The organism is Bradyrhizobium sp. BLXBL-03 (assembly GCF_051853015.1).
Classification (GTDB): Bacteria; Pseudomonadota; Alphaproteobacteria; order Rhizobiales; family Xanthobacteraceae; genus Bradyrhizobium; species Bradyrhizobium manausense.
Genome location: NZ_CP182470.1, coordinates 1,559,600 through 1,578,927 on the forward strand (window position 1 = coordinate 1,559,600; position 19,328 = coordinate 1,578,927).

At 63.9% G+C, this 19,328-nt stretch carries 15 protein-coding genes; 7 read left to right on the plus strand and 8 right to left on the minus strand.

What is annotated here, in order from left to right; genetic code table 11:
• Nucleotides 1-46: 46 nt before the first annotated feature.
• Nucleotides 47-1,033 carry a LacI family DNA-binding transcriptional regulator gene (locus ACNJX9_RS07470; protein WP_439408310.1) on the minus strand — a complete coding sequence of 329 codons (987 nt, stop codon included), beginning with the start codon at nucleotides 1,031-1,033 and terminating at the stop codon, nucleotides 47-49.
• A 286-nt stretch (nucleotides 1,034-1,319) separates the two neighbouring features.
• Here ACNJX9_RS07470 and ACNJX9_RS07475 point away from each other — a divergent pair, with 286 nt between their 5' ends.
• The 5 genes from ACNJX9_RS07475 (at nucleotide 1,320) to ACNJX9_RS07495 (ending at nucleotide 7,556) form a co-directional block, all read left to right on the plus strand.
• Complete coding sequence (locus ACNJX9_RS07475) at nucleotides 1,320-2,393, plus strand: ABC transporter ATP-binding protein (RefSeq protein WP_057752651.1); 1,074 nt, start codon at nucleotides 1,320-1,322, stop codon at nucleotides 2,391-2,393.
• Between the two features lie 69 nt (nucleotides 2,394-2,462).
• Complete coding sequence (locus ACNJX9_RS07480) at nucleotides 2,463-3,704, plus strand: ABC transporter substrate-binding protein (RefSeq protein ID WP_439408311.1); 1,242 nt, start codon at nucleotides 2,463-2,465, stop codon at nucleotides 3,702-3,704.
• Nucleotides 3,705-3,733: 29 nt separating this feature from the next.
• Nucleotides 3,734-4,681 (plus strand): carbohydrate ABC transporter permease, encoded by a 948-nt coding sequence (locus tag ACNJX9_RS07485; RefSeq protein ID WP_439408312.1) that lies wholly within the window; start codon nucleotides 3,734-3,736, stop codon nucleotides 4,679-4,681.
• On the plus strand, nucleotides 4,678-5,532 hold the full coding sequence (locus ACNJX9_RS07490; RefSeq protein ID WP_439408313.1) for a carbohydrate ABC transporter permease: 855 nt from the start codon (nucleotides 4,678-4,680) through the stop codon (nucleotides 5,530-5,532). Before ACNJX9_RS07485 ends, ACNJX9_RS07490 begins: the two co-directional genes overlap by 4 nt.
• 23 nt (nucleotides 5,533-5,555) lie before the next feature.
• Nucleotides 5,556-7,556 (plus strand): alpha-glucosidase, encoded by a 2,001-nt coding sequence (locus ACNJX9_RS07495; protein ID WP_439408314.1) that lies wholly within the window; start codon nucleotides 5,556-5,558, stop codon nucleotides 7,554-7,556.
• A 141-nt stretch (nucleotides 7,557-7,697) separates the two neighbouring features.
• Here the strand turns inward: ACNJX9_RS07495 and ACNJX9_RS07500 are convergent, their stop codons facing one another.
• The gene (locus tag ACNJX9_RS07500; protein ID WP_439408315.1) at nucleotides 7,698-9,272 is read right to left on the minus strand and encodes a S53 family peptidase; all 1,575 of its coding nucleotides are present in this window, start codon (nucleotides 9,270-9,272) and stop codon (nucleotides 7,698-7,700) included.
• A 538-nt stretch (nucleotides 9,273-9,810) separates the two neighbouring features.
• On the opposite strand from ACNJX9_RS07500, the gene ACNJX9_RS07505 reads away from it, so the two are divergent.
• The gene (locus ACNJX9_RS07505; RefSeq protein WP_167353997.1) at nucleotides 9,811-9,951 is read left to right on the plus strand and encodes a hypothetical protein; all 141 of its coding nucleotides are present in this window, start codon (nucleotides 9,811-9,813) and stop codon (nucleotides 9,949-9,951) included.
• Here ACNJX9_RS07505 and ACNJX9_RS07510 read toward each other — a convergent pair.
• From ACNJX9_RS07510 to ACNJX9_RS07520, 3 genes are read right to left on the minus strand one after another with little or no spacing between them, the layout of a single operon-like run.
• Nucleotides 9,948-11,534: an ATP-binding protein gene (locus ACNJX9_RS07510; RefSeq protein WP_439408316.1), complete on the minus strand. Its 1,587-nt coding sequence runs from the start codon at nucleotides 11,532-11,534 to the stop codon at nucleotides 9,948-9,950. The genes ACNJX9_RS07505 and ACNJX9_RS07510 overlap by 4 nt on opposite strands.
• Nucleotides 11,531-12,235 carry a response regulator gene (locus ACNJX9_RS07515; protein WP_439408317.1) on the minus strand — a complete coding sequence of 235 codons (705 nt, stop codon included), beginning with the start codon at nucleotides 12,233-12,235 and terminating at the stop codon, nucleotides 11,531-11,533. Before ACNJX9_RS07515 ends, ACNJX9_RS07510 begins: the two co-directional genes overlap by 4 nt.
• Before the next feature lie 12 nt (nucleotides 12,236-12,247).
• Nucleotides 12,248-13,750 carry a DUF4153 domain-containing protein gene (locus tag ACNJX9_RS07520; RefSeq protein ID WP_439408318.1) on the minus strand — a complete coding sequence of 501 codons (1,503 nt, stop codon included), beginning with the start codon at nucleotides 13,748-13,750 and terminating at the stop codon, nucleotides 12,248-12,250.
• A gap of 188 nt (nucleotides 13,751-13,938) precedes the next feature.
• Here ACNJX9_RS07520 and ACNJX9_RS07525 point away from each other — a divergent pair, with 188 nt between their 5' ends.
• Complete coding sequence (locus ACNJX9_RS07525) at nucleotides 13,939-15,282, plus strand: glycoside hydrolase family 3 N-terminal domain-containing protein (protein ID WP_439408319.1); 1,344 nt, start codon at nucleotides 13,939-13,941, stop codon at nucleotides 15,280-15,282.
• Here ACNJX9_RS07525 and ACNJX9_RS07530 read toward each other — a convergent pair.
• The 3 genes from ACNJX9_RS07530 to ACNJX9_RS07540 form a co-directional block, all read right to left on the minus strand.
• Nucleotides 15,279-16,901 carry an ABC transporter substrate-binding protein gene (locus tag ACNJX9_RS07530; RefSeq protein WP_439408320.1) on the minus strand — a complete coding sequence of 541 codons (1,623 nt, stop codon included), beginning with the start codon at nucleotides 16,899-16,901 and terminating at the stop codon, nucleotides 15,279-15,281. The two genes, ACNJX9_RS07525 and ACNJX9_RS07530, sit on opposite strands and share 4 nt — an antisense overlap.
• Nucleotides 16,902-17,054: 153 nt before the next feature.
• Nucleotides 17,055-18,509 carry a dihydropyrimidinase gene (gene hydA, locus ACNJX9_RS07535; RefSeq protein ID WP_220002399.1) on the minus strand — a complete coding sequence of 485 codons (1,455 nt, stop codon included), beginning with the start codon at nucleotides 18,507-18,509 and terminating at the stop codon, nucleotides 17,055-17,057.
• Nucleotides 18,510-18,640: 131 nt separating this feature from the next.
• Nucleotides 18,641-19,249: a TetR/AcrR family transcriptional regulator gene (locus ACNJX9_RS07540; protein ID WP_439408321.1), complete on the minus strand. Its 609-nt coding sequence runs from the start codon at nucleotides 19,247-19,249 to the stop codon at nucleotides 18,641-18,643.
• Nucleotides 19,250-19,328 lie beyond the last annotated feature (79 nt).

The window sequence follows — 19,328 nt, forward strand, 5'->3', positions numbered from 1 at the left end:
GCCTATGACAGATTTCCCATCCGGGGGAGGGCAATGGTCCCGGTCATCAGCTACTTTGCCGATGAAGCAGGGTGAAGCGTGTATCGATGACGGCCTGTTGCGGCTCGGCGTCGGGATGCAGGATCCGCGCGATGATCAGCCGGGCGGCTTCCTTCCCGATCAGGTCGCCAGGCGGGCGGATCGTCGTCAACGACGGATTTGCGGCCGCGCTGAAGCTCAGATCGCCGAAGCCGACCACCGACAGGCGCTCCGGGATGGCGATGCCAAGCCTCTGGCATTCGAAGATCACGCCGAGCGCGATATGATCGTTGGAGCAGGCGATCCCGTCGACGCTCGGAAAGCGGAGCCTGGCCTCGCCCAGCAGCATGGCGCCGATTTCGGCGCTTGCCGGTGCAGGGTTCTGAATGATCTCCGCGCTGGCGCCTGGCGTGTTGCGTGCCGCCTCGACGAAGCCTTGGGCGCGCCGGGCCGCGCGGCGATCCTCATGCAGGCGGGCGCCGACAAACAGCAATCGCTTGCGCCCGCGCTGAAGAAGATGCGACGCAGCGGCATGACCGACCTGGTCGTGGTGGAAGCCGACCGCCATGTCCATGGTCGGGGAACCAAGCTCCCAGATCTCGACAACAGGCACCTTGCTGTCGTGGAGCAGCCTGCGCGTTGCTGCGCTGTGCGAGAGGCCGGTCAAGACGACAGCAGCGGGGGCCCATGACAGCGCCGTGCGGACCAGATTCTCCTCGTCGTGCTCCTTGTACTCGGTGTGGCTGAGCATCACCTGCAAGCGCTGCTTGCCGAGCTCGTCCTGCAAGGCCGCGACGGTCTCGGCGAAGAACGCATTGCGGACGGATGGCACGATGATGCTCACGACGCGCGATGAGGCGGCCGCCAAGCCACCGGCCATCAGGTTCGGCACGTAATCGAGCGCGTCGATGGCGCGTGCGATCGCTTCGCTCGCCGCCGCCGAGACCGCATCCGGCTTTCTGAAATAAAGCGACACGGTGGAGGGCGACAGCTCGGCGCGCGCCGCCACATCCATGATCGTGACTCGTTGCATCTTGCGCCGGGTGCGTATGGGCTTTGATGCGACCATGGTCATAGCGGCTCGAGATAATAGCGCTATTATGTAACCAATGCCTCGGAGAGATACAACCGCGTTCCGCGCACTAAGCGATATCATTATTTAATCAAAGGGATGAGAGGGCGATGGGGTCTCTCAATTCACGGGATCAGCCGCCGCGGCTCTGTCATTGATTTTGATATATCGCAGCGCTATTATTGATCACCGCGGCTGCAAGAACCGTCGGGACGGGAGATAAGGGCTCATGGCTTCGGTCAGCCTGCGCAAGCTTGAGAAGAGCTACGGCGCGTTTCGCGTCGTCAAGGCGATCGACCTCGAGATCCTGGACGGCGAGTTCGTCGTGCTCGTCGGCCCGTCCGGCTGCGGCAAGTCGACCACGTTGCGCATGATCGCCGGCCTCGAACGCATCAGTGGCGGCGAGATCCGGATCGGCGATCGCATCGTCAGCGATCTGCCGCCGCGCCAGCGCGACATCGCCATGGTTTTCCAGGACTACGCGCTCTACCCGCACAAGACGGTGCGCGAGAACATGGGCTTCAGCCTGAAGGTGCGGGGCGCGAACGCAGCCGACGCGGACGCCAAGATCAAGGACGCGGCGGAGATGCTCGGCATCACCCACCTGCTCGACCGGCGGCCGGGACAGCTCTCCGGCGGTCAGCGTCAGCGCGTTGCGATGGGCCGCGCCATTGTCCGGCGGCCGCAGGTCTTCCTGTTCGACGAGCCGCTCTCCAATCTCGACGCAAAACTGCGCGGCCAGGTGCGCACGGAGATCAAGCGTCTGCACCAGACGATCGGCACCACCATCGTCTATGTCACCCATGACCAGGTCGAGGCGATGACCCTGGCCGATCGCATCGTCATCCTGCGCGGTGGGGATATCGAGCAGATCGGCACGCCGGAGCAAGTGTACAATCACCCGGCCAGCGTTTTCGTTGGTGGATTCGTCGGCGCTCCCTCGATGAATTTTGCCAAGGCGAGGGCCGCCCAGGGCTATCTCGATTTCGCCGACGGCAACCGCCTGCCGCTTGCGAGCCTTCTCGGCACAAAACTCTCGGCGGCCGACGGGCGTGAATTCATCGTCGGCATCCGGCCCGAGCATTTCACACCCCGCGGGTCCGATGTCGGCTTGAACAGCCAGGTTCAGGTCGTCGAGCCGCTCGGCTCCGATACGCTGGTGCATTTTTCAGTGGGTGGCGCGACATTGACGGCGCGGCTGCCGCCCGAGTTGCGCCCGAAGGCCGGCGAAGCGATCAAGCTGGGGCTGGACCCGGCGAAGATTCACCTGTTCGATCCGGAGACGGAGCGCGCCTTGCAGTAAAAGCGCGCAGCGAGACCAACAGAAGCCAGTCAAGCCGCAACAAGCGGCGATATTTTCCGGGAGGACGGCATGAGTTCAGGACGCATTTCAAAGCTGGCGGGATTGCTTCTCGCCTGTGCAACGGCCGCATTCGCGTCAGGCGCATCCGCCGAGACCAATCTGAAGGTCTTCGTCACCAGCCAAGGACAGCCCGCCATCTGGCGCACGTTGCTCGATCAATACGAAGCGCGCAATCCCGGCATCAAGGTCAGCATCGAGCTGGGCGGCACGACCTCGGACATGCAGGCGCAATATCTCAACACGGTGCTCACAGCGAAGGATTCCTCGCTCGATGTGTTGATGCTCGACGTGATCCGCCCGGCGCAGTTTGCAGCGGCGGGCTGGACCAGCCCGATCGCAAGCGACATGTCTTCCTATCTGCGCGCCTATGCCGAGGCGAACACGATCGATGGCAAGGTGGTGGCGCTCCCCGCCTTCGCCGATTCCATGTTCCTGTATTACCGCAAGGACCTCTTGGACAAATACGGGCTTCAGCCGCCAAAAACCTGGGACGAGCTCGCGGACGCCGCCAAGAAGGTCGCCGACGGCGAGAACAATCCGAACCTGCAGGGTCTGTCGTTCCAGGGCAAGGCGATCGAAGGTGCTGTCTGCACCTTCCTGGTGCCGTACTGGAGCCAGGGCAAGGTGGTGACCAAGGACGGCAAGCTCGATTTCGATCGCGAGGCGGCGACCAAATCGCTCGCGCTCTGGAAGGGTTTTGCCGACAGCGGCGTTGCCAAGAAGAACATTGCCGAGGTCGCGACCGACGACACGCGCAAGGAATTCCAGGCCGGCAACGTCCTGTTCGCGGTGAACTGGGCCTATGCATGGGCAATGTCGCAGGGCGGCGAGTCCGCGGTCGCGGGCAAGGTTGGCGTCGCACGGCTTCCGGCCATCAAGGGCGGCGAACAGGCGACCTGCCTCGGCGGCTGGGAGTGGGGCGTTTCCGCCTTTTCCAAGCATCAGGAGGAGGCGAAGAAGCTGGTCGAATATCTGTCGAGCCCGGAGGTTTCCAAATTCGTGGCGATCAACGGCTCCCTGCTGCCGACCTACGGCAGGCTTTACAAGGACGCAGACGTGACCAGGGCAGTGCCGTGGTTCGCGGACGCGCAAGGCATCGTCGAGACGGCAAAGCCGCGGCCGGTGACGCCGCGCTACAACGAGGTCAGTGAAGCGATCAGGACCACGGTCAACGCGGTGCTTGCCGGCGCGACCACGCCGGCGGACGGCGCCGCCCAGATCGAAGCGCGCCTGAAGCGGATCATCCGCTAAAGCGCGTACAGCAATCCGGATCGGACCTGATGACGACGACATCGATGTTCAAGAGCCAGGCCGATCGCCCGGTTGCGCGGCGTCCGTGGCTGTCGCGCTGGTCCGACCCTGATGACACCACGCTTGCCGTGATGCTGCTGGCGCCCGCGGCGATCCTGCTCGGCGTGATGATCGTCTATCCGGTGAGCCGGCTGATCTACACCAGCTTTCTCGACCTGTCGCTGACCTCGGGCCTGCCGGCGCGCTTCGCCGGGCTCGCGAACTTCAGGCAGATGCCCGATGATCCGGTGTTCTGGCAGGCGACCTGGAACACGGTGCTGATCACGCTGATCACCGTGCCCGGCTCGCTCGTCGTCGGGTTCGCACTCGCACTGCTCGCCAATCTGCCGTTCCAGGTGAAATGGCCGGTGCGGCTCTCGCTGCTGATCCCGTGGGCTCTGCCGCTCTCCTTCGCCGGCCTGATCTTCGGCTGGTTCTTCCATTCCGAGTACGGCGTCGTCAACGATGTGCTGGGCCGGATTGGCCTGCCCCGCGTGATCTGGTTCAATTCGCCGCGGCTCGCCTTCGTCGCCATCTGCCTTGCCATCATCTGGAAAGCCTCGTCCTTCATGGCGATGATCATTCTCGCAGGGCTGCAGACCATCCCGCGCTCGCTTTACGAGGCCGCCGATGTCGACGGCGCCGGGCGTATGCGCCAGTTCTTCGAGATCACGCTGCCGCTGCTCAAGCCCACGATCGTGGTCGCGCTGATCTTCCGCACCATTACCGCGCTGCAAACCTTCGACATTCCCTACATGATGACGGGCGGCGGGCCGGGCACCGAAACCGCGACGCTGGCCATGTACATTCATCAAAACACGGTGTCATTCCTCGACCTCGGCTACGGGTCGGCGCTCGCCGTCGTGATGTTCGGCCTGTCGATGCTGGTCACCGCGCTATACCTGCGCATGATCCGCGGCAGCGGGGCTGCATCATGAGCACGGCTGCCGCCTCTACCTTCGACTCGGCTCTGTCAGGCAAGCCGCTGCGGGCCATCGCCGCGCTCATTCTCATCGTCAACGGCCTATTCCCCGCGCTTTGGATCCTGCTGACCTCGTTCAAGACCGAGGCGGAGCTCACGCAGAAGCCGATCACCTGGCTGCCGCACGCCGCAACGCTGCGGAATTACATCCAGGCGTTCTCCGACCAGCCGCTGCTCACCTTCCTGTTCAACAGCTTCATGGTCGCGCTGCTCTCGACCGCGCTGACGCTGCTGGTCTCCGTGCTCGCAGCCTACGCGCTCGCGCGGCTGAACTTGCGGTTCAGGGGGCTGATCATGTCCGTCATCATCGCCATCTCCACCTTTCCGCTGGTGACGCTGCTGGTCCCGCTGTTCGAGACCATGCGCGCTCTCAATCTCCTCAATTCGTGGACGGCATTGATCCTGCCTTACACCGTGCTGAGCCTGCCCGTCTGCACCCTGGTGCTGACCTCCTTCTTCGAAGGTATTCCGCGCGATCTGGAGAATGCGGCCATGATCGACGGCTGCACGCGGTTCGGCGCCCTGTTCAGGGTGGTGGTGCCGCTGTCGGCGCCCGGTGTCTTCACCGCCGGCATCCTTGCCTTCGTCAATTCCTGGGACGAATTCCTGCTGGCCCTGTCGTTCAACTCCAATCCGGGACTGCGGACCCTGCCGGTCGGCATCCAGCTCTATCAGGGCGAGTTTGCGTTTCCCTGGCCGGTGATCTCGGCCGCGCTCGTCGTCGGCATCGTGCCCATCGCGATCCTGATCGTGATTTTCCAGGAGCGCGTCGTCTCGGGGTTGACCGCAGGCGGCGTCAAGGGCTGACGGAAGGGCGGGAAGGAATGGACTTGAAACTTGACACGACCTCGACCGGCTTTGTGCTGTCCGTTTCGGGTCGCCGGATACTCGCGCACAGCGCGGCGGCGCCATGTTTCTTCATCGGCCGCGGCAATGACAGCATCGAAATGCATCGCGGCCGCTTCGAAATCGAGGATCGCCTGGTCGAACGCTGCCCGCTCGCGCATGCCGAGATCGATGGCGTCACGATCATGTTGTCCTCTGCCGCCGGGCAGCCTCCTCGCCTCGCGGCGACGCTCGAGGGCAATGCGCTGAAGCTGCGCTCGCTCGATCCCGCCGTGAACAGGTTCTGGCTGCGCGTTGTGGCCGACCGCGACGAGCATGTCTGGGGTGGCGGCGAGCAATTCTCCTATTTTGATCTGCGTGGACGACGGTTTCCGTTATGGAGTTCCGAGCCGGGCGTTGGGCGCGACAAGACCACCGAGATCACCTTCAAGGCAGATGTCGCTGGGCACGCCGGCGGCGACTACTACCACACCAACTTTCCGCAGCCGACCTACATCTCCTCCGCGCGCTATGCGCTTCACGTCGAGACGCCAGCCTATAGCGTGTTCGATTTTCGGGAGGGCGAGTTTCACGAGATCGAGACCTGGTCCATTCCCGAGGCCATCGAGTTGTTTGCCGCGCCGTCGTTTGTCGCTCTGGTGGAGATGCTGTCCGCGCGGTTCGGTCGCCAACCACCGCTTCCGGAGTGGATCTACAATGGCGCGATCATCGGCCTGAAGGACGGCGCGAACTCGTTCGCTCGCCTCGCGGCCATGCGCGCGGCGGGCGTCAACGTGTCCGGTCTCTGGTGCGAGGACTGGGTCGGGATCAGGCAGACCACCTTTGGCGCGCGGCTGTTCTGGGACTGGAAGGCCAACGAGGCGCGTTATCCTGGCCTGCGACAGCGCATCGCCGAATTGAACGATCAGGGCATCCGCTTTCTCGGTTATGTGAATCCCTATCTCTGCAACGACGGCGTCCTGTTCGCGGAGGCCGAGAATGCCGGCTATTTCGTCAAGGATGCCTTCGGACAAACGGCCCTGATCGATTTCGGTGAATTCCACTGCGGCACCGTCGACTTCACCAACCGGGACGCCGCGGCATGGTTCTCCGAGAAAATCATTGGCAAGCAGATGCTCGACTATGGCCTGTCCGGCTGGATGGCAGATTTCGGCGAGTATCTGCCGGTCGACGTGCGTCTCGCCAGCGGTATCGATGCAAGGCTGGCGCACAACCTCTGGCCGATGCTGTGGGCCGAAGTGAACGCGAAGGCGGTGGCGAGCCGCGGCCGCACCGGCGAGGCCGTGTTCTTCATGCGGTCCGGCTTCACGGGCGCGCAGAAGTTCTGCCCGTGGCTCTGGGCCGGGGATCAATCGGTCGATTTTTCCAGGCATGACGGGCTGGTCACGGTGATCTGCGCCGCCCTGTCCTCAGGATTGCTCGGCAATGCGTATCACCACTCCGACATCGGCGGCTATACAAGCCTTTTCGGCAATGTGCGCACGCCCGAGCTGCTGATGCGTTGGAGCGAGATGGCGGCCTTCACGCCTGTGATGCGGAGCCACGAAGGCAACAGGCCCCGTGATAATCTTCAGCTCGACGGCGATCCGGCGGTTCTCGCGCATTTCGCTGCGATGACTGCAATCTACGTTCACCTCTCGCCTTATCTGCGGACGTTGTCGCTGGAGGCTGCGCGCCGTGGCCTTCCGGTGCAGCGTCCGCTGTTTCTCCATCACGAAGACGACCGGCGAACCTATTCCATTCAGGATTGCTATCTCTATGGCCGTGATCTGCTTGTCGCACCCGTCTGGCAAGCGGGCCAGGATCAGCGGAGCCTGTACCTTCCGACAGGGACCGACTGGATTCATGTCTGGACCGGCCAGTCGTTTGAAGGCGGACACGAGATATCGGTCGCCGCGCCGTTGGGGCAACCGCCGGCGTTCTATCGGATCGACAGCGAGTTCAAGGCGCTCTTCGCGAGATTGCGGGAATTGGGCCGCTGCTAGGGGATAGGAGGTCACCGAGGGTCCGGACTTTCGAGTCTCACTCTTGGTCCTGCGCGACACACGAAACCGCCCGTGCCGGGCGGACGCGGCCATGTTTGGCGCAGGCAGGCAACTCGCCTGCCTGCGCCAAATCCCGCTCGTCTAGCTGCTCGGGCCGCCCTGCAGGGCATTGAGCAGCTTGCCACCGTCGGGCACGCCCCAGCCGGTGCAGGCGTCCCATCCCGGGCCCGCCTGGTATTGGCCGCCGAGCAGGCCGTCGGTGTCGTTGTTGCCGACGGTGATGTCGCGCAGCACGCCAGCGGGGCCGAACTTGGAATAGAGCAGGGCATTGAAATTGCCGGACCGCGCGCCGAGCGCGGCGTTGATCCGGGCGATCAGGCCGGCCCAGAGCGGCGCGGAGGCACTGGTGCCGCCGACAACGCCGAGCTTGCCGCCCGACATCGTCAGATAACCGGTGGCCGGATCGGCATTGGCCGCGACATCGGGAATCGCGCGTCCGGCAAAGTGCCCGGGATTGATCGACTTCGGCACGATGCCCTGCTGCCAGCTCGGAACCGGCGTGATGTCGCTGACACCGCCGCCGGTGCCGCTGCGGGGGCCGTCGTTCCAGACGGTCTCGGCGACCTGCACCTGCTTCTTCGCGTTCTTGCGCGCGTGCAAGGTCGTGCCGCCCACGGCCAGCACATAAGGACTGCTCGCGGGGAAGTTCACATGGGCCCGGCCGTCCTGCATCTGCGCTTCCGAGCCGTCGTCGCCGGTGGAGACGCAGAACGTGATGCCGAGATGGGCCGCCGCGAGCAAGCTGTGGTTGCAATGATCGATGGCAGCAGGTGACCAGATCACGCCGGCATTGTTGAAGGCCTGGTTCTCGTCCCAGCCCCAGCTGATCGAGACGACCGAGGGATCGTTGTCGGAATCGCTAACGACCTTGGCGAGACAATCGACCAGGCCCTTCTCGTCGAAGGTCGAGAAATAGGTGGCGATCTTGGCGCCGCCGCCGAGCGCGCCGGCGACGTCGACGTCCAGCATCACCTCACCGGTCGAGTCCGGATCGCCGGAAGGATCGGTCGAGACGCCGTCGACCGCGATGACGGCAACCTCCGGCGCGGGAACGCCGATCTTGCTGAAATAAGCCGCGACGTCAGGCGTCTCCACGCCGCCGCCGAACTCGAGCAGGCCGATGCATTGCCTGCTCGCGTCGATGTTGGGGAAATTGTAGATGCCCGCGAGCTCGGTCGGAATGAACCAGTGCCGCACCGAGCTGGCGAAATCCGGCTTGGCGCTGGTCGCCGAATGGCGCGAACGGCGGAGCACACGGTGGTTGTTCAGGCCGAACACGCCGGTGATGGCATCGCCGACCTCGGCCGGGACGTGCACCGGACCGGTGCGGGCGTGGAAGTCGCCGAGATGCGGATGGGAATAGTCGAACAGCGTGACGCCGAAGGCGTTGCTGACGTCGTCGACCGTCCCGGCGATGCCGAGCCGCGCTGCGGCGGGTTCGTTGCGGGTGACGACCAGCTTGTGCGCCCTGGCGAAATCCTCGATCGTCTTGATGGCCCTGGGATCGGAGCCGTAACTGCTCGCGAGCTGGTCGCGCGTCATGTACTTGCGATCCTTGGGGAGCTTCTTGTCGAGATCGGACAGATCAGGCAAGTCGACGGATCGCTTCACGCCGACCGTCAGCTCGATCCAGCGCTGGCCGTTGGTTCGGCGCATCGCTTTCGAGCCTGTCGGCAGTTGATGGACAGAGTTGGGAAGCTGGACCATGTGGGCTGTTGCACTAGGGGACATAGTATTTCCTCCTTGTACGGGGGTGGCGCGCTGGAAATCTGGGATTGCGGACGCGGGTCCTGTCGGTTCGAAAGTGTTCAGGTGTTCGAAAATGGATCGCGGTGATCAGGCCGAAAAGCCGGCACGGAAACAGATCAAACCTAAAATAGTAAAACGACGCGTTGCATCCTAGCAGCGGGATGCCGATGCGGCAAAGCCGATCGTGCGGTGCGCGTCTCACAATCACGTCAGCCTGTCGGAAGGCACGCCTCGGCAATGAGCCAATCGATCTGACGTAGTTGGCTCATCGCAATCGTCGCGCGTGGGCGGGCGCGTGATGCACGCCGGCGGATGGAGCGCGCGAGTTCGTTCTACTGTGCATGGGGTTGTTTTCGACTTTTTTGCCACTCGCGCGTCCGTGATGGAACCTAATCGCGGCTGGTGCGACTTATCCATGACACGGGAAAACACGTGCGAGGCTGTCATGGCAGATAAGCATACCGCCGATCCGGCAGAGATCATGCGGGCGACTGGTCATCCTGAGCTGGAATACGCCGCTGGCTGGACCATCGCAGGTCTCGTCACCATCGGCACCATCGTCGCCGCCTGGGTGTTTGCGATCTAGGCAACAGGAAATTGAAGCTCGAAGGCGACGCCGTCGTTGGCCGGCTTGAGCCTGATCGAGCCGCCATGGCTCGCCATCACCGCGCGCGCAATCGCAAGGCCCATTCCGGTCCCGCCCTGATCGCGGCGGGTCGTGAAGAACGCGTCAAAGATCCTGTCGCGGTTTGGCGCCGAGATCGGCTCACCGTCATTACTGACTGTCAGCTTGAGCGTCGTCCGCTCGTCCACAACCTCCAGCCTGATCGTCCCTGCCTTGTGCCGCACCGCGTTGTCGGCGAGGTGCGACAGCACGATCAGCGCCTTCTCGCCGGACATGCCGATCGTCCGGTCGAGGCTGCCGCTGGCCTTGATGACGCTTTCCGGAAACCGGCTCCTGAGGTCGGCGATGACGGGCGCAAGCTCGGTGCGCTCGTTCTGCGGCAGGCTCTCGGCGCGCGCCAGCTCCCGTAGCCGCTGCGCCATCGCCTCGAGCCGCTTTGTGTCGGAGAGGATGTTGGCGATGAAGGTCCGCTGCTCTGACGGCGTCAGGCCATCGGGCTTGCCCTGAAACGAATCCTGCAACAGCTCGGCCGCGCCCTTGATCGAGGTCAGCGGCGATTTCAGCTCATGGGTGAGATGGGCCGAGAATGTCGCGATATAGTCGGAGCGCCTTGCGAGCTGCTCGGCCATGCCGAGAAAGCTGTGCGAGAGCTGCGCGAACTCGCGCGTGCCGTAGTGCCGGAGCGGCTGGAACGCCTCGCGGTCGCCGCGGCCGATTCTGGCGGCGCGGTCGATCAACTCGCGCATCGGCAGCGTGATGGTGCGCGAGAATACCAGGCCGATCGCGATCGTGCCGAGAATCACGGCCAGCCCCGCCAGCACGAACTTTGCGCGCTCCTGGTAGAGATGGTCGAAGATATTGCTCGGCGTCCGCGTGGTGTAGATCACCCCGGCGACCCGGTTGTTGACGATGACGGGCATGGCCGAGAATACATGCACGCCAAGCCCGCGGCTGAAGGAATAGATCGGTGGCGGCGGCTTGTCGGGCACGCGGTTGCGCAACGTCGCGCGGTACTGCCCGTGCAGCGCGTCCGCGACCTCCTCGATATGCGCAAGCGACTGTCCGACCTCCTGCCGCCCCGCGATCACCACGCCTTGCGGATCCAGGATGCGAAACCCCGCCAGCGTCACCTTCTGGGTCTCGCGGATGATCGGCGTCAGCTTGGCGCCGATCTCGACGTAAGCCTGCTGCGCCGGCCGGGATGCGGGCATCGCGTCCGGCCGCCGTCGCAACAGATCATTGGCGGTGAGATCGAGCGCTGGCCGGATCGGCGTGAACTGATCGCCGGGATCTGGCAGCACGTTCGGCGCCACCTCGGCGCCGAGCATCAAGCCGCTGTCGAGCCGTGCCGTGACCTCCTGCGCATAGATCGTCGCCAGCACGCGGCTCTGCGCGATCAGCTCGGCCTGGGTCTGGCGGATCAGCTGGTTGTCGTAGAGGCGGAAGAAGAACAGGCCGACCAGCGGCAGCACGGCGACGGTCGCGAGCACCGCGAAGATCACGAGTCCGAGCGACGGCCGCCATTTGTCAGGCGGAGCGCTCATGCCTCTTTCTCGCAGCGGCCGAGCTTGAAGCCGACGCCGTGAATGGTCTCGATCACGTTGTCGCAAGCCAGCGCCGCGAGTTTGGCGCGGATGTTGCGGATGTGACTGTCGATGGTGCGGTCGGAGACCTGGATGTTGAGCTGGTAGGCCGCCCGCATCAGCTGCTCGCGGTTGAACACCGACGTCGGCCGGGTCAGGAATGCTCGCAAGATGCCGAACTCGATTGCAGTCAGCTTCAGCGGCGTACCAGCGAAGGTCGCCACATGCTGCTCGGGATCGATCAGCAAGCCGCCCTGCGACAGCGCGGTGCGCCCAGCCTTGGCTTCGCCATTGCGCGGGCCGAGCCGGCGCAGGATGACATTGACCCGCGCTACCAGCTCGCGCGGGCTGAAGGGCTTTGTGACGTAGTCGTCGCCGCCGATCTCGAGGCCGAGGATGCGGTCGATCTCCTCGTCGCGCGCCGACAGGAACAGGATGGGCACGTCGGAGACTTTGCGGATCTCGCGGCAGACGTCGAGCCCGTCGAACTCGGGCATGCCGATGTCGAGCACGATCAGATCGGGCTTGTCGGTGGCATAGCGGAGAAGCGCCTCCTTGCCGTCGCGGGCCTCGACCACGTCCATGCCGGCTTTCTTCAGCGCAACGCGGATGACCTCGCGGATGTGGCCCTCGTCGTCGACGATGAGAATGCGATGCGCCAAGTCTCTCTCCGCTCACCCTGCCGGATGATTGCTCGGCGGGCTCTTGGCTTGCGCGTCGAGCCTGCGTTGCAGCCGCCAGCTCCGAAAGCCCCAGGCCCGCCAGGTCAGATCCTGCCGTTGACCTTCTACAAGTCGATCCCGACGCCCCGCAAGACAGTAATCGCCGCCGCGCAGCGCGATGACCTTGTCGATCGCAGGCAGCGCCTGCGGGCCCAATGTGAGGAGGTAGTTGGCATCGATCTTCACGCCGTTCCCTCCCATTTCACTGCTGTGTTTCAGATTGTAGTCGGCAATGAATGCATCGAAGTTCACCAGAGAAGCACCATACAGCACCATCGTTAACGCGATCAGGTTGGCGCCGACAAGCCAGCGGTTCGACCTGTCGAGCGCGATGCGTGCGACGATCAGGATGAGCCCCAGCGCCACGAGTCCCATCCAGATGAAGGCCGCGATGCGCCAATAGGTCAGCATGTAGATGTCCACGTAGAGATCGAGGCGGAGGATGGACGAGGCGACCAGCAGCACGTTCTGCGCCACCCAGAGATAGACCAGCGGGCGGATCACGGTGGATTTCTCTGCCGGCCCGCCCGGACGCATTGCGACCAGCACGAAGGCGGCGGCGAGCAGCGCGGTCGCGATCAGCGGATAGGCGCCGCGATGGGCGTAGGCCGCATAAGTCATGTTGGCGGGCAACGCCACATGTCCCCAGAGATAGAGGCCATCGAGAACGGACTGCGCCGCGAACAGCAGATTGAACAGGATCAGCGAGCGCAGGATGGTGGAGGGGCCAAGGAATTCGACCGAGACGACGGGCGGCAGTGGCGGTGGCACGGGGGCCTCGGCGACGTCTGTGATGACAAGTTTCCTGGGCCGCCAGCGCACATGGATGAACGGCCAGACCAACGCCAGCATCATGGTCCAGAACAGCACGCGCGGGGGGCTGACATGATCGAGGATGATTTTCGGGTTGAGCAGGGACACCCACTGCTCGATCACCGGATTGGCCGCCGCGAACAGGGTGACAAAGACGGTGCCAAGCGTCGCCGGCAGCAGCCAGAGTGCGATGCCGCGGGTGAATGCGGACATGTTGAAGACCTGAAGCGCTTCGAGGAAGACCCTGAAGGGGCCGAGCAGAAAGAAGGTGCGCAGTGCACGCGCACGTTCGGCAAGCCCGCTCGGTTCCGGGCTGGTCGCAAACAGCAGGGCAATGGCGAGCGCCGCCACGAGAATCAGGAAGGACAGCGCGTTGAGCTCCTCGATCGCCGGTATCAGGCCCGCAACGAGGATGACGGCCCCGATCATGGCGCGACGCCGATCAAGCGCGGCATAATTGAACAGCATCGACATGCAGACCGTCGCGATCGCAAACAGCGTCAGCGACAGCCCGATGCGATGGCCATAGAACAGCCAGTCGGCGAGCGCAGCCAGCGCCAGCGCGCAGCCAAGCTTGGCTGGAATTGCGGATTGCCTGATCGGCTGGATGTCCGCCGCGATCGTCGAAGCCAGGCTCGTCATGTCCAGAACACCTTTCGTGATGGGTGGTATCGCGAATCTGCCCGGCAGATGTGCAGAAGGCGGGATCAACGTCTGCACCGTTTCAGGAGTCTTTTGCAGATTTCGTGCAGGCGCGCTTTTGCCTCTCGCGCATCGCAAATCGCTTTGGTAGGTGCGGATCATCCGCCATTCCTCGGACGTAACGCATCATGCAGTTCCTCCGTCGTGCCGGCCTGATCTTGCTATGGTGTGCCGCGCCTGTCGTCGCGGTCGCGGCCGCGAACAAGAACGATCCCTATCTGGTCCCGCTGCGTGGTGGTGGAAACATCGCGCTCATCATCGCGAGTATCGCGATCGCCGTCCTGCTCCTTCGCCACGGGCGCTGGCACAGCCTCTCCGGCAGGTTGCTCGTCATGCTCTGGTGCCTGCCGCCGATGCTGATGGCGGCGGCGCATTTCAGCTTCGAGCTGCGCAAGCACGACGTGCTCAGCGCTGACGTGGCCGAGGCACGTCAGCTCGGGCCGCACTTCGTGGTCGGCTATTCCTCTTTTCCAGAGGTCGCGCGCCTTGCCGAACAGGGCCTGATCGGCGGCGTCTACGTCACCCGGCACAACATCCGTGGCCGATCGGTCGATGCGCTGCGTGCCGAGATCGCGGCGCTCCAGGATGTCAGGCGTGCCGCCGGCCTGCCGCCCCTGATCGTCGCCGCGGACCAGGAGGGCGGCATCGTCGGCCATCTCGCGCCGCCGCTGACCAAAGTGCCGGCCCTGGCGACGCTCTCCGGGCTTGCTCCAGAAGACCAGCAGGCCAGGGCGGAAGAGTTCGGCCGCATCCATGGCCGCGAGCTCGCCGGCCTTGGCGTCAACCTCAACCTCGCGCCCGTACTCGATCTGAAGCCGCCGCAGCGGCGCAACCGCCTCGACTTTCATACGCTGATTGGCCAGCGGGCGATTGCTACAGATCCCGCCGTCGTCAGCACGATCGCTACTGCCTACGTTCGCGGACTCGAAGAGTCCGGCGTGGGCGCCACGCTCAAACATTTCCCCGGCATCGGACGTGTGCGCACCGACACACACCATTTCAACGCCAACCTCGATACGCCGGTCAGGGAGCTGGAAGCGACCGACTGGCTGCCGTTCCGCGAAGTGCTGTCGCAGTCGCACAGTGCGCTGATGGTCGGCCATATCACCCTGACTGCTGTCGATCCTGATCGCCCCGCCTCGCATTCGAAACGCGTCGTCGACGGCATTATCCGCAGCACTTGGAAATACCAGGGCCTGGTCATGACCGACGACCTCGTGATGGGTGCGATCTATCAGCACGACGTCTGCAAAGCCGTGGTCGAGGCCGTCAACGCCGGCGTCGACCTGCTGCTGGTCGCCTATGACGGCGCGCAATTCTACCGGATCTTCGGCTGTGCGCTCGACGGATCGCGGCAGGGCAAGCTCGATGCGGCCATGCTGCGCGCAAGCGCGGCGCGGCTGGAACGGGGTCTTCCGATCGCGCAGGCGAGGGCGGCTTCAGGCCCCGTCCGCGTTGTCGAAAAGAACTAACCCTTCGCGAACTGACGATAGTCCGGCTCGCGGTGAAACCAGAATTCGTAGCCGCCGACGTTTTTCTGCATGGCGACGTCGTGGATCGGCTGGTTAAGCGGAATGACGGGAACGTCGCGCATGCAGAGCGCTATGAAATTCTTCACGCAGCTGTCGTATTCAGCGGCGTCAGTGGTGAAGCGCGCCTTGTCGATCAGCGCGTCCATCTCCTTGTTCTGGTAGGAGGAGATGTTGAAGATCGAATTGTTGCCGTGGAAATTCCAGTAGAAGTAATATTCGGGATAGTCGAGCCAGCCACTGAAGCGGTTGAGCGCGAGCGGCAGTTCTTTCTTGTTCAGCGTCGTCCGCCAGTTCGCGCCTGGGATCTTTTCGATTGAGGTCTTGATGCCGATCTTGGCGAGGCTCTCCTGGATCAGGATCGCGGTCGGCTCGCCGACGGTGGCCGTGCCCGTGTCCAACGACAGCGACGTCTCCAGGCCGGACTCGAAACCGGCCTCCTTCATCAGCGCCTTGGCCTTGTCGAGATCGGTAACGTAGGGAGACGGTCGAGGCCAGACCGGCTTCGAGACGTCTGCCGCGCCGCCATACATGGGAACGGCGCGGCCGAAGAAGGCACTGCTCTGGATCTGCTCATAAGGCATCGCCCAGGCGATGGCCTGACGCAGCTTGGCATTGTCGAACGGCGGCTTCGACGTATTCAGCGCGACGTACCAAAGCGCATTCGGGATCGGCACGCCCGAAACCTTGACCTTGCCCTCCCTGATGATCTGCTCGAAATCGCGCGGCGCAAAGCCGCTCGAAATATCGGCATCCCCCCGTTCCAGCATGGCGCGCCGAGTGCCGGCGGAAGGAACGTCGCGCGCGATGACGCGCTTGACCTTCGGCAGCGGTCCGCTCTTCCAGTCGTCGAAGCGCGCCAGCACGGTCTCGCTGCCCGGCTTCCAGCTCTCGATCTTGTAGGCCCCGCCGCCGGCCTCGTTGTTCTTCAGCCACGCCAGCGCCCACGGGTCTTCCGCCGTCGCGTTCTTCTTCGCCAGCTCGGAATTGATGATGAAAGGCACGACGACGGCGACGTTGAACAGCAGCATCTTGTCCTTGCGGACATAGTCGATGCGGAAGGTGTGATCGTCGACCACCACGAACTGCTCCGGCCTTTCGAGCGAGCCCGCCGACATCTGGAAGGTCGGGAAACCGCCGACCTTCACCGCACGGTCGAAAGACCATTTGACGTCTTTGGCCGTGACCGGCGTGCCGTCGTGGAATTTGGCGTCATTCCGCAGCTTGAAAGTGCAGGACATGCCGTCAGCGGCAACCTCCCAGCTCTCGGCGAGTTCCGGCGCGAGCTTTTCGCGGTCGTAAGACAATGTGCCGTCGGGCAGCGTCTTCGACGCATAGGTCAGCAGGCGGTCATAGCAATTCCAGGACAGGCCGTTCACCGTCTGGTTGGAACCGACGCCCTGCATGTCCAGCGAGTTCGGCCCAAGCTCCTGCACCACCAGCAGCGTCTCGCTGCGCCCCTGCGCCGATGCGAGACGTGGAGCAAATGCTGCCATACCGGCGGCGCTCAGGCCGCCAAGCACCAAATCGCGGCGATTGATGTCAAAAGGTGATGCGCTCATCGGAGCCTCTTTTGCGAAGGGATCAGCGCCCTAAAGAGGCAAGGCGCATGCCATCAGCTGCGCTTCACGGCGTCGCATCTGCGTGCCGCTATCTCAGCTCCTCGGACAGGAAATCGACCAGCGCTCGGACCTTGGTCGAGGGACGCGGGCTCGCTACGGCGTCACCGCTCCGCGCTCGACGCCGCGCGGGGCGGTCAGCTCCTTCCAGGTCGAGTTCGCGACGTGCACCGGCGAGAACGCCGGCCGTTCGACATAATGGCCATCGCCGGCCTCGGCACGCAGATCGCCATCCTTCCAAACGATGCGACCGCGCGAAAGTGTTGCGGCCGCACCGCCGGTGCAGGCAAAGCCTTCGAACACGTTGTAGTCGATCCGGCTCATCTGCCGCTTCGCGCTGATGGTTTTCGTCGCCTTCGGATCCCACACCACGATGTCCGCATCCGAGCCGACGGCGACCGCGCCCTTGCGCGGATAGATGTTGAGGATGCGGGCGATGTTCGCCGAGGTGACCGCGACGAACTCTTCCTTGGTCAGACGGCCCGTGGCCACGCCGGCGGTCCAGAGCAGCGCCAGGCGATCCTCGAGGCCGCCGGTGCCGTTCGGGATCTTTCTGAAGTCACCGAGGCCGAACCGCTTCTGCTCCGTCGTGAAGGCGCAATGGTCGGTTGCGACCACTTGCAGCGAGCCGGACTGCAAGCCCGCCCACAGACTGTCCTGGTGCGACTTGTCGCGGAACGGCGGCGACATCACTCGCTGTGCGGAATGATCCCAATTTTTGTTCTGATATTCGCGCTCATCGAGCAAGAGATGCTGGATCAGCGGCTCGCCATAGACGCGCTTGCCGGCAGCCCGCGCGCGGGCGATCGCCTCATGGGCCTCGCGGCAGCTGGTGTGCACGATATAGACCGGCGTGCCCGTCATGTCGGCGATCATGATGGCGCGGTTGGTGGCTTCGCCCTCGACCTCGGGCGGCCGTGAATAGGCGTGCCCTTCCGGACCCGTGACGCCGCGGGCGATCAAGGCTTCCTGCATCAGCGCGACCACATCGCCGTTTTCGGCGTGCACCACCGGCATGGCGCCGAGATGGGCGCAGCGCGCGAACGAGTTGTAAAGCTCGTCGTCGTTCACCATCAGCGCGCCTTTGTAGGCCATGAAATGCTTGAAAGTGTTGATGCCGTAGGTTTTGACCACGGTTTCCATCTCGTCATAGATCTGTTTCGACCACGACGTCACCGCCATGTGGAAGCCGTAATCGCTCGCCGCCTTCTCGGATTTGTGACGCCATTCCTGATAGGCGGCGAGCATCGACTGGCCGGGATCAGGCAGGCAGAAATCCACCACCATGGTGGTACCGCCGGTCAGCGCCGCTTTCGTGCCGGATTCGAAATCGTCGGCGGTGACGGTGCCCATGAACGGCATTTCCAAATGGGTGTGCGGATCGATGCCGCCCGGAATGATATAGGCGCCGCCGGCGTCGAGGATCTCCGCGCCCGTGGGCGCTGCGATCGATGCACCGATCGCGACGATGCTGTCGCCCTCGATCAGCACGTCCGCCCGGCGCGAATGATCATGATTGACGACGGTGCCGCCGCGGATGAGGAGGGACATGGGAAACTCCGAAAGGAGGGGAGGACGAAACGCGGCAAAACTAAGCACAGCGGGCATGATGTGACAGGCGAAATTTTAGTCAACCGCCGCCCTTGGATTTCCGCCCTTGGCCTCGCTACGCCTCGCGACCGCTAGGCTGCCCGCGCGATCAATCCGTCGATCATCGCGCGCACGAGGCCGGCGATTTCCTTGCGCAGCGCCGGTAGCGGCACGGCGACCAGCTTCTGCTCCAGTCCGAGCGCCACCATGCCGTGCACCGCCGAGAACAGGCTGCGCGCGGTGATGCCGAGCTCCTCCGGGCTGCGTCGGGGAAACAGCGCGGCGAGCGGCACATAGATATGCCTGAACAGCCGCATCTGGTCGTCAACGGACCAGTCCGGAACGATCTTGTCGGCCGCCATGCGATGCTCGAACAGCGCGCGCCAGAGCTGGAGATTTTCTGCAGCGAAATCGCAATAGGCAATCGCGATGCGGACCAGCCTCTCCTGCGGCGCGGGCTCGCCGGCGCCTTCCGCGGCGCTGAGCGCGTCGTCCAGTCGATGCAGCGTGCGCGAGCCGACCCGCAGGATCAGCTCGTCCACGTCGGCGACGAGATTGTAGACCGCCCCGTTGGCGCAGCCGATCTCGCTGGCAAGATCGCGGGTTTTCAGGCCCGCCAATCCGCGGCTCGCGATCATCCGCTCCGCCGCCAGGATCAGGTCGGCCCGCAATTTCTCTCGCCGTTCCAAGGTTTTAGTCATTCGCTATCAATTCCGTGAGCGTCGCTCAAATTTATCTTGAGCGACGCTCAAGATGTGCTACAAAGCTGCTATGAGCAAT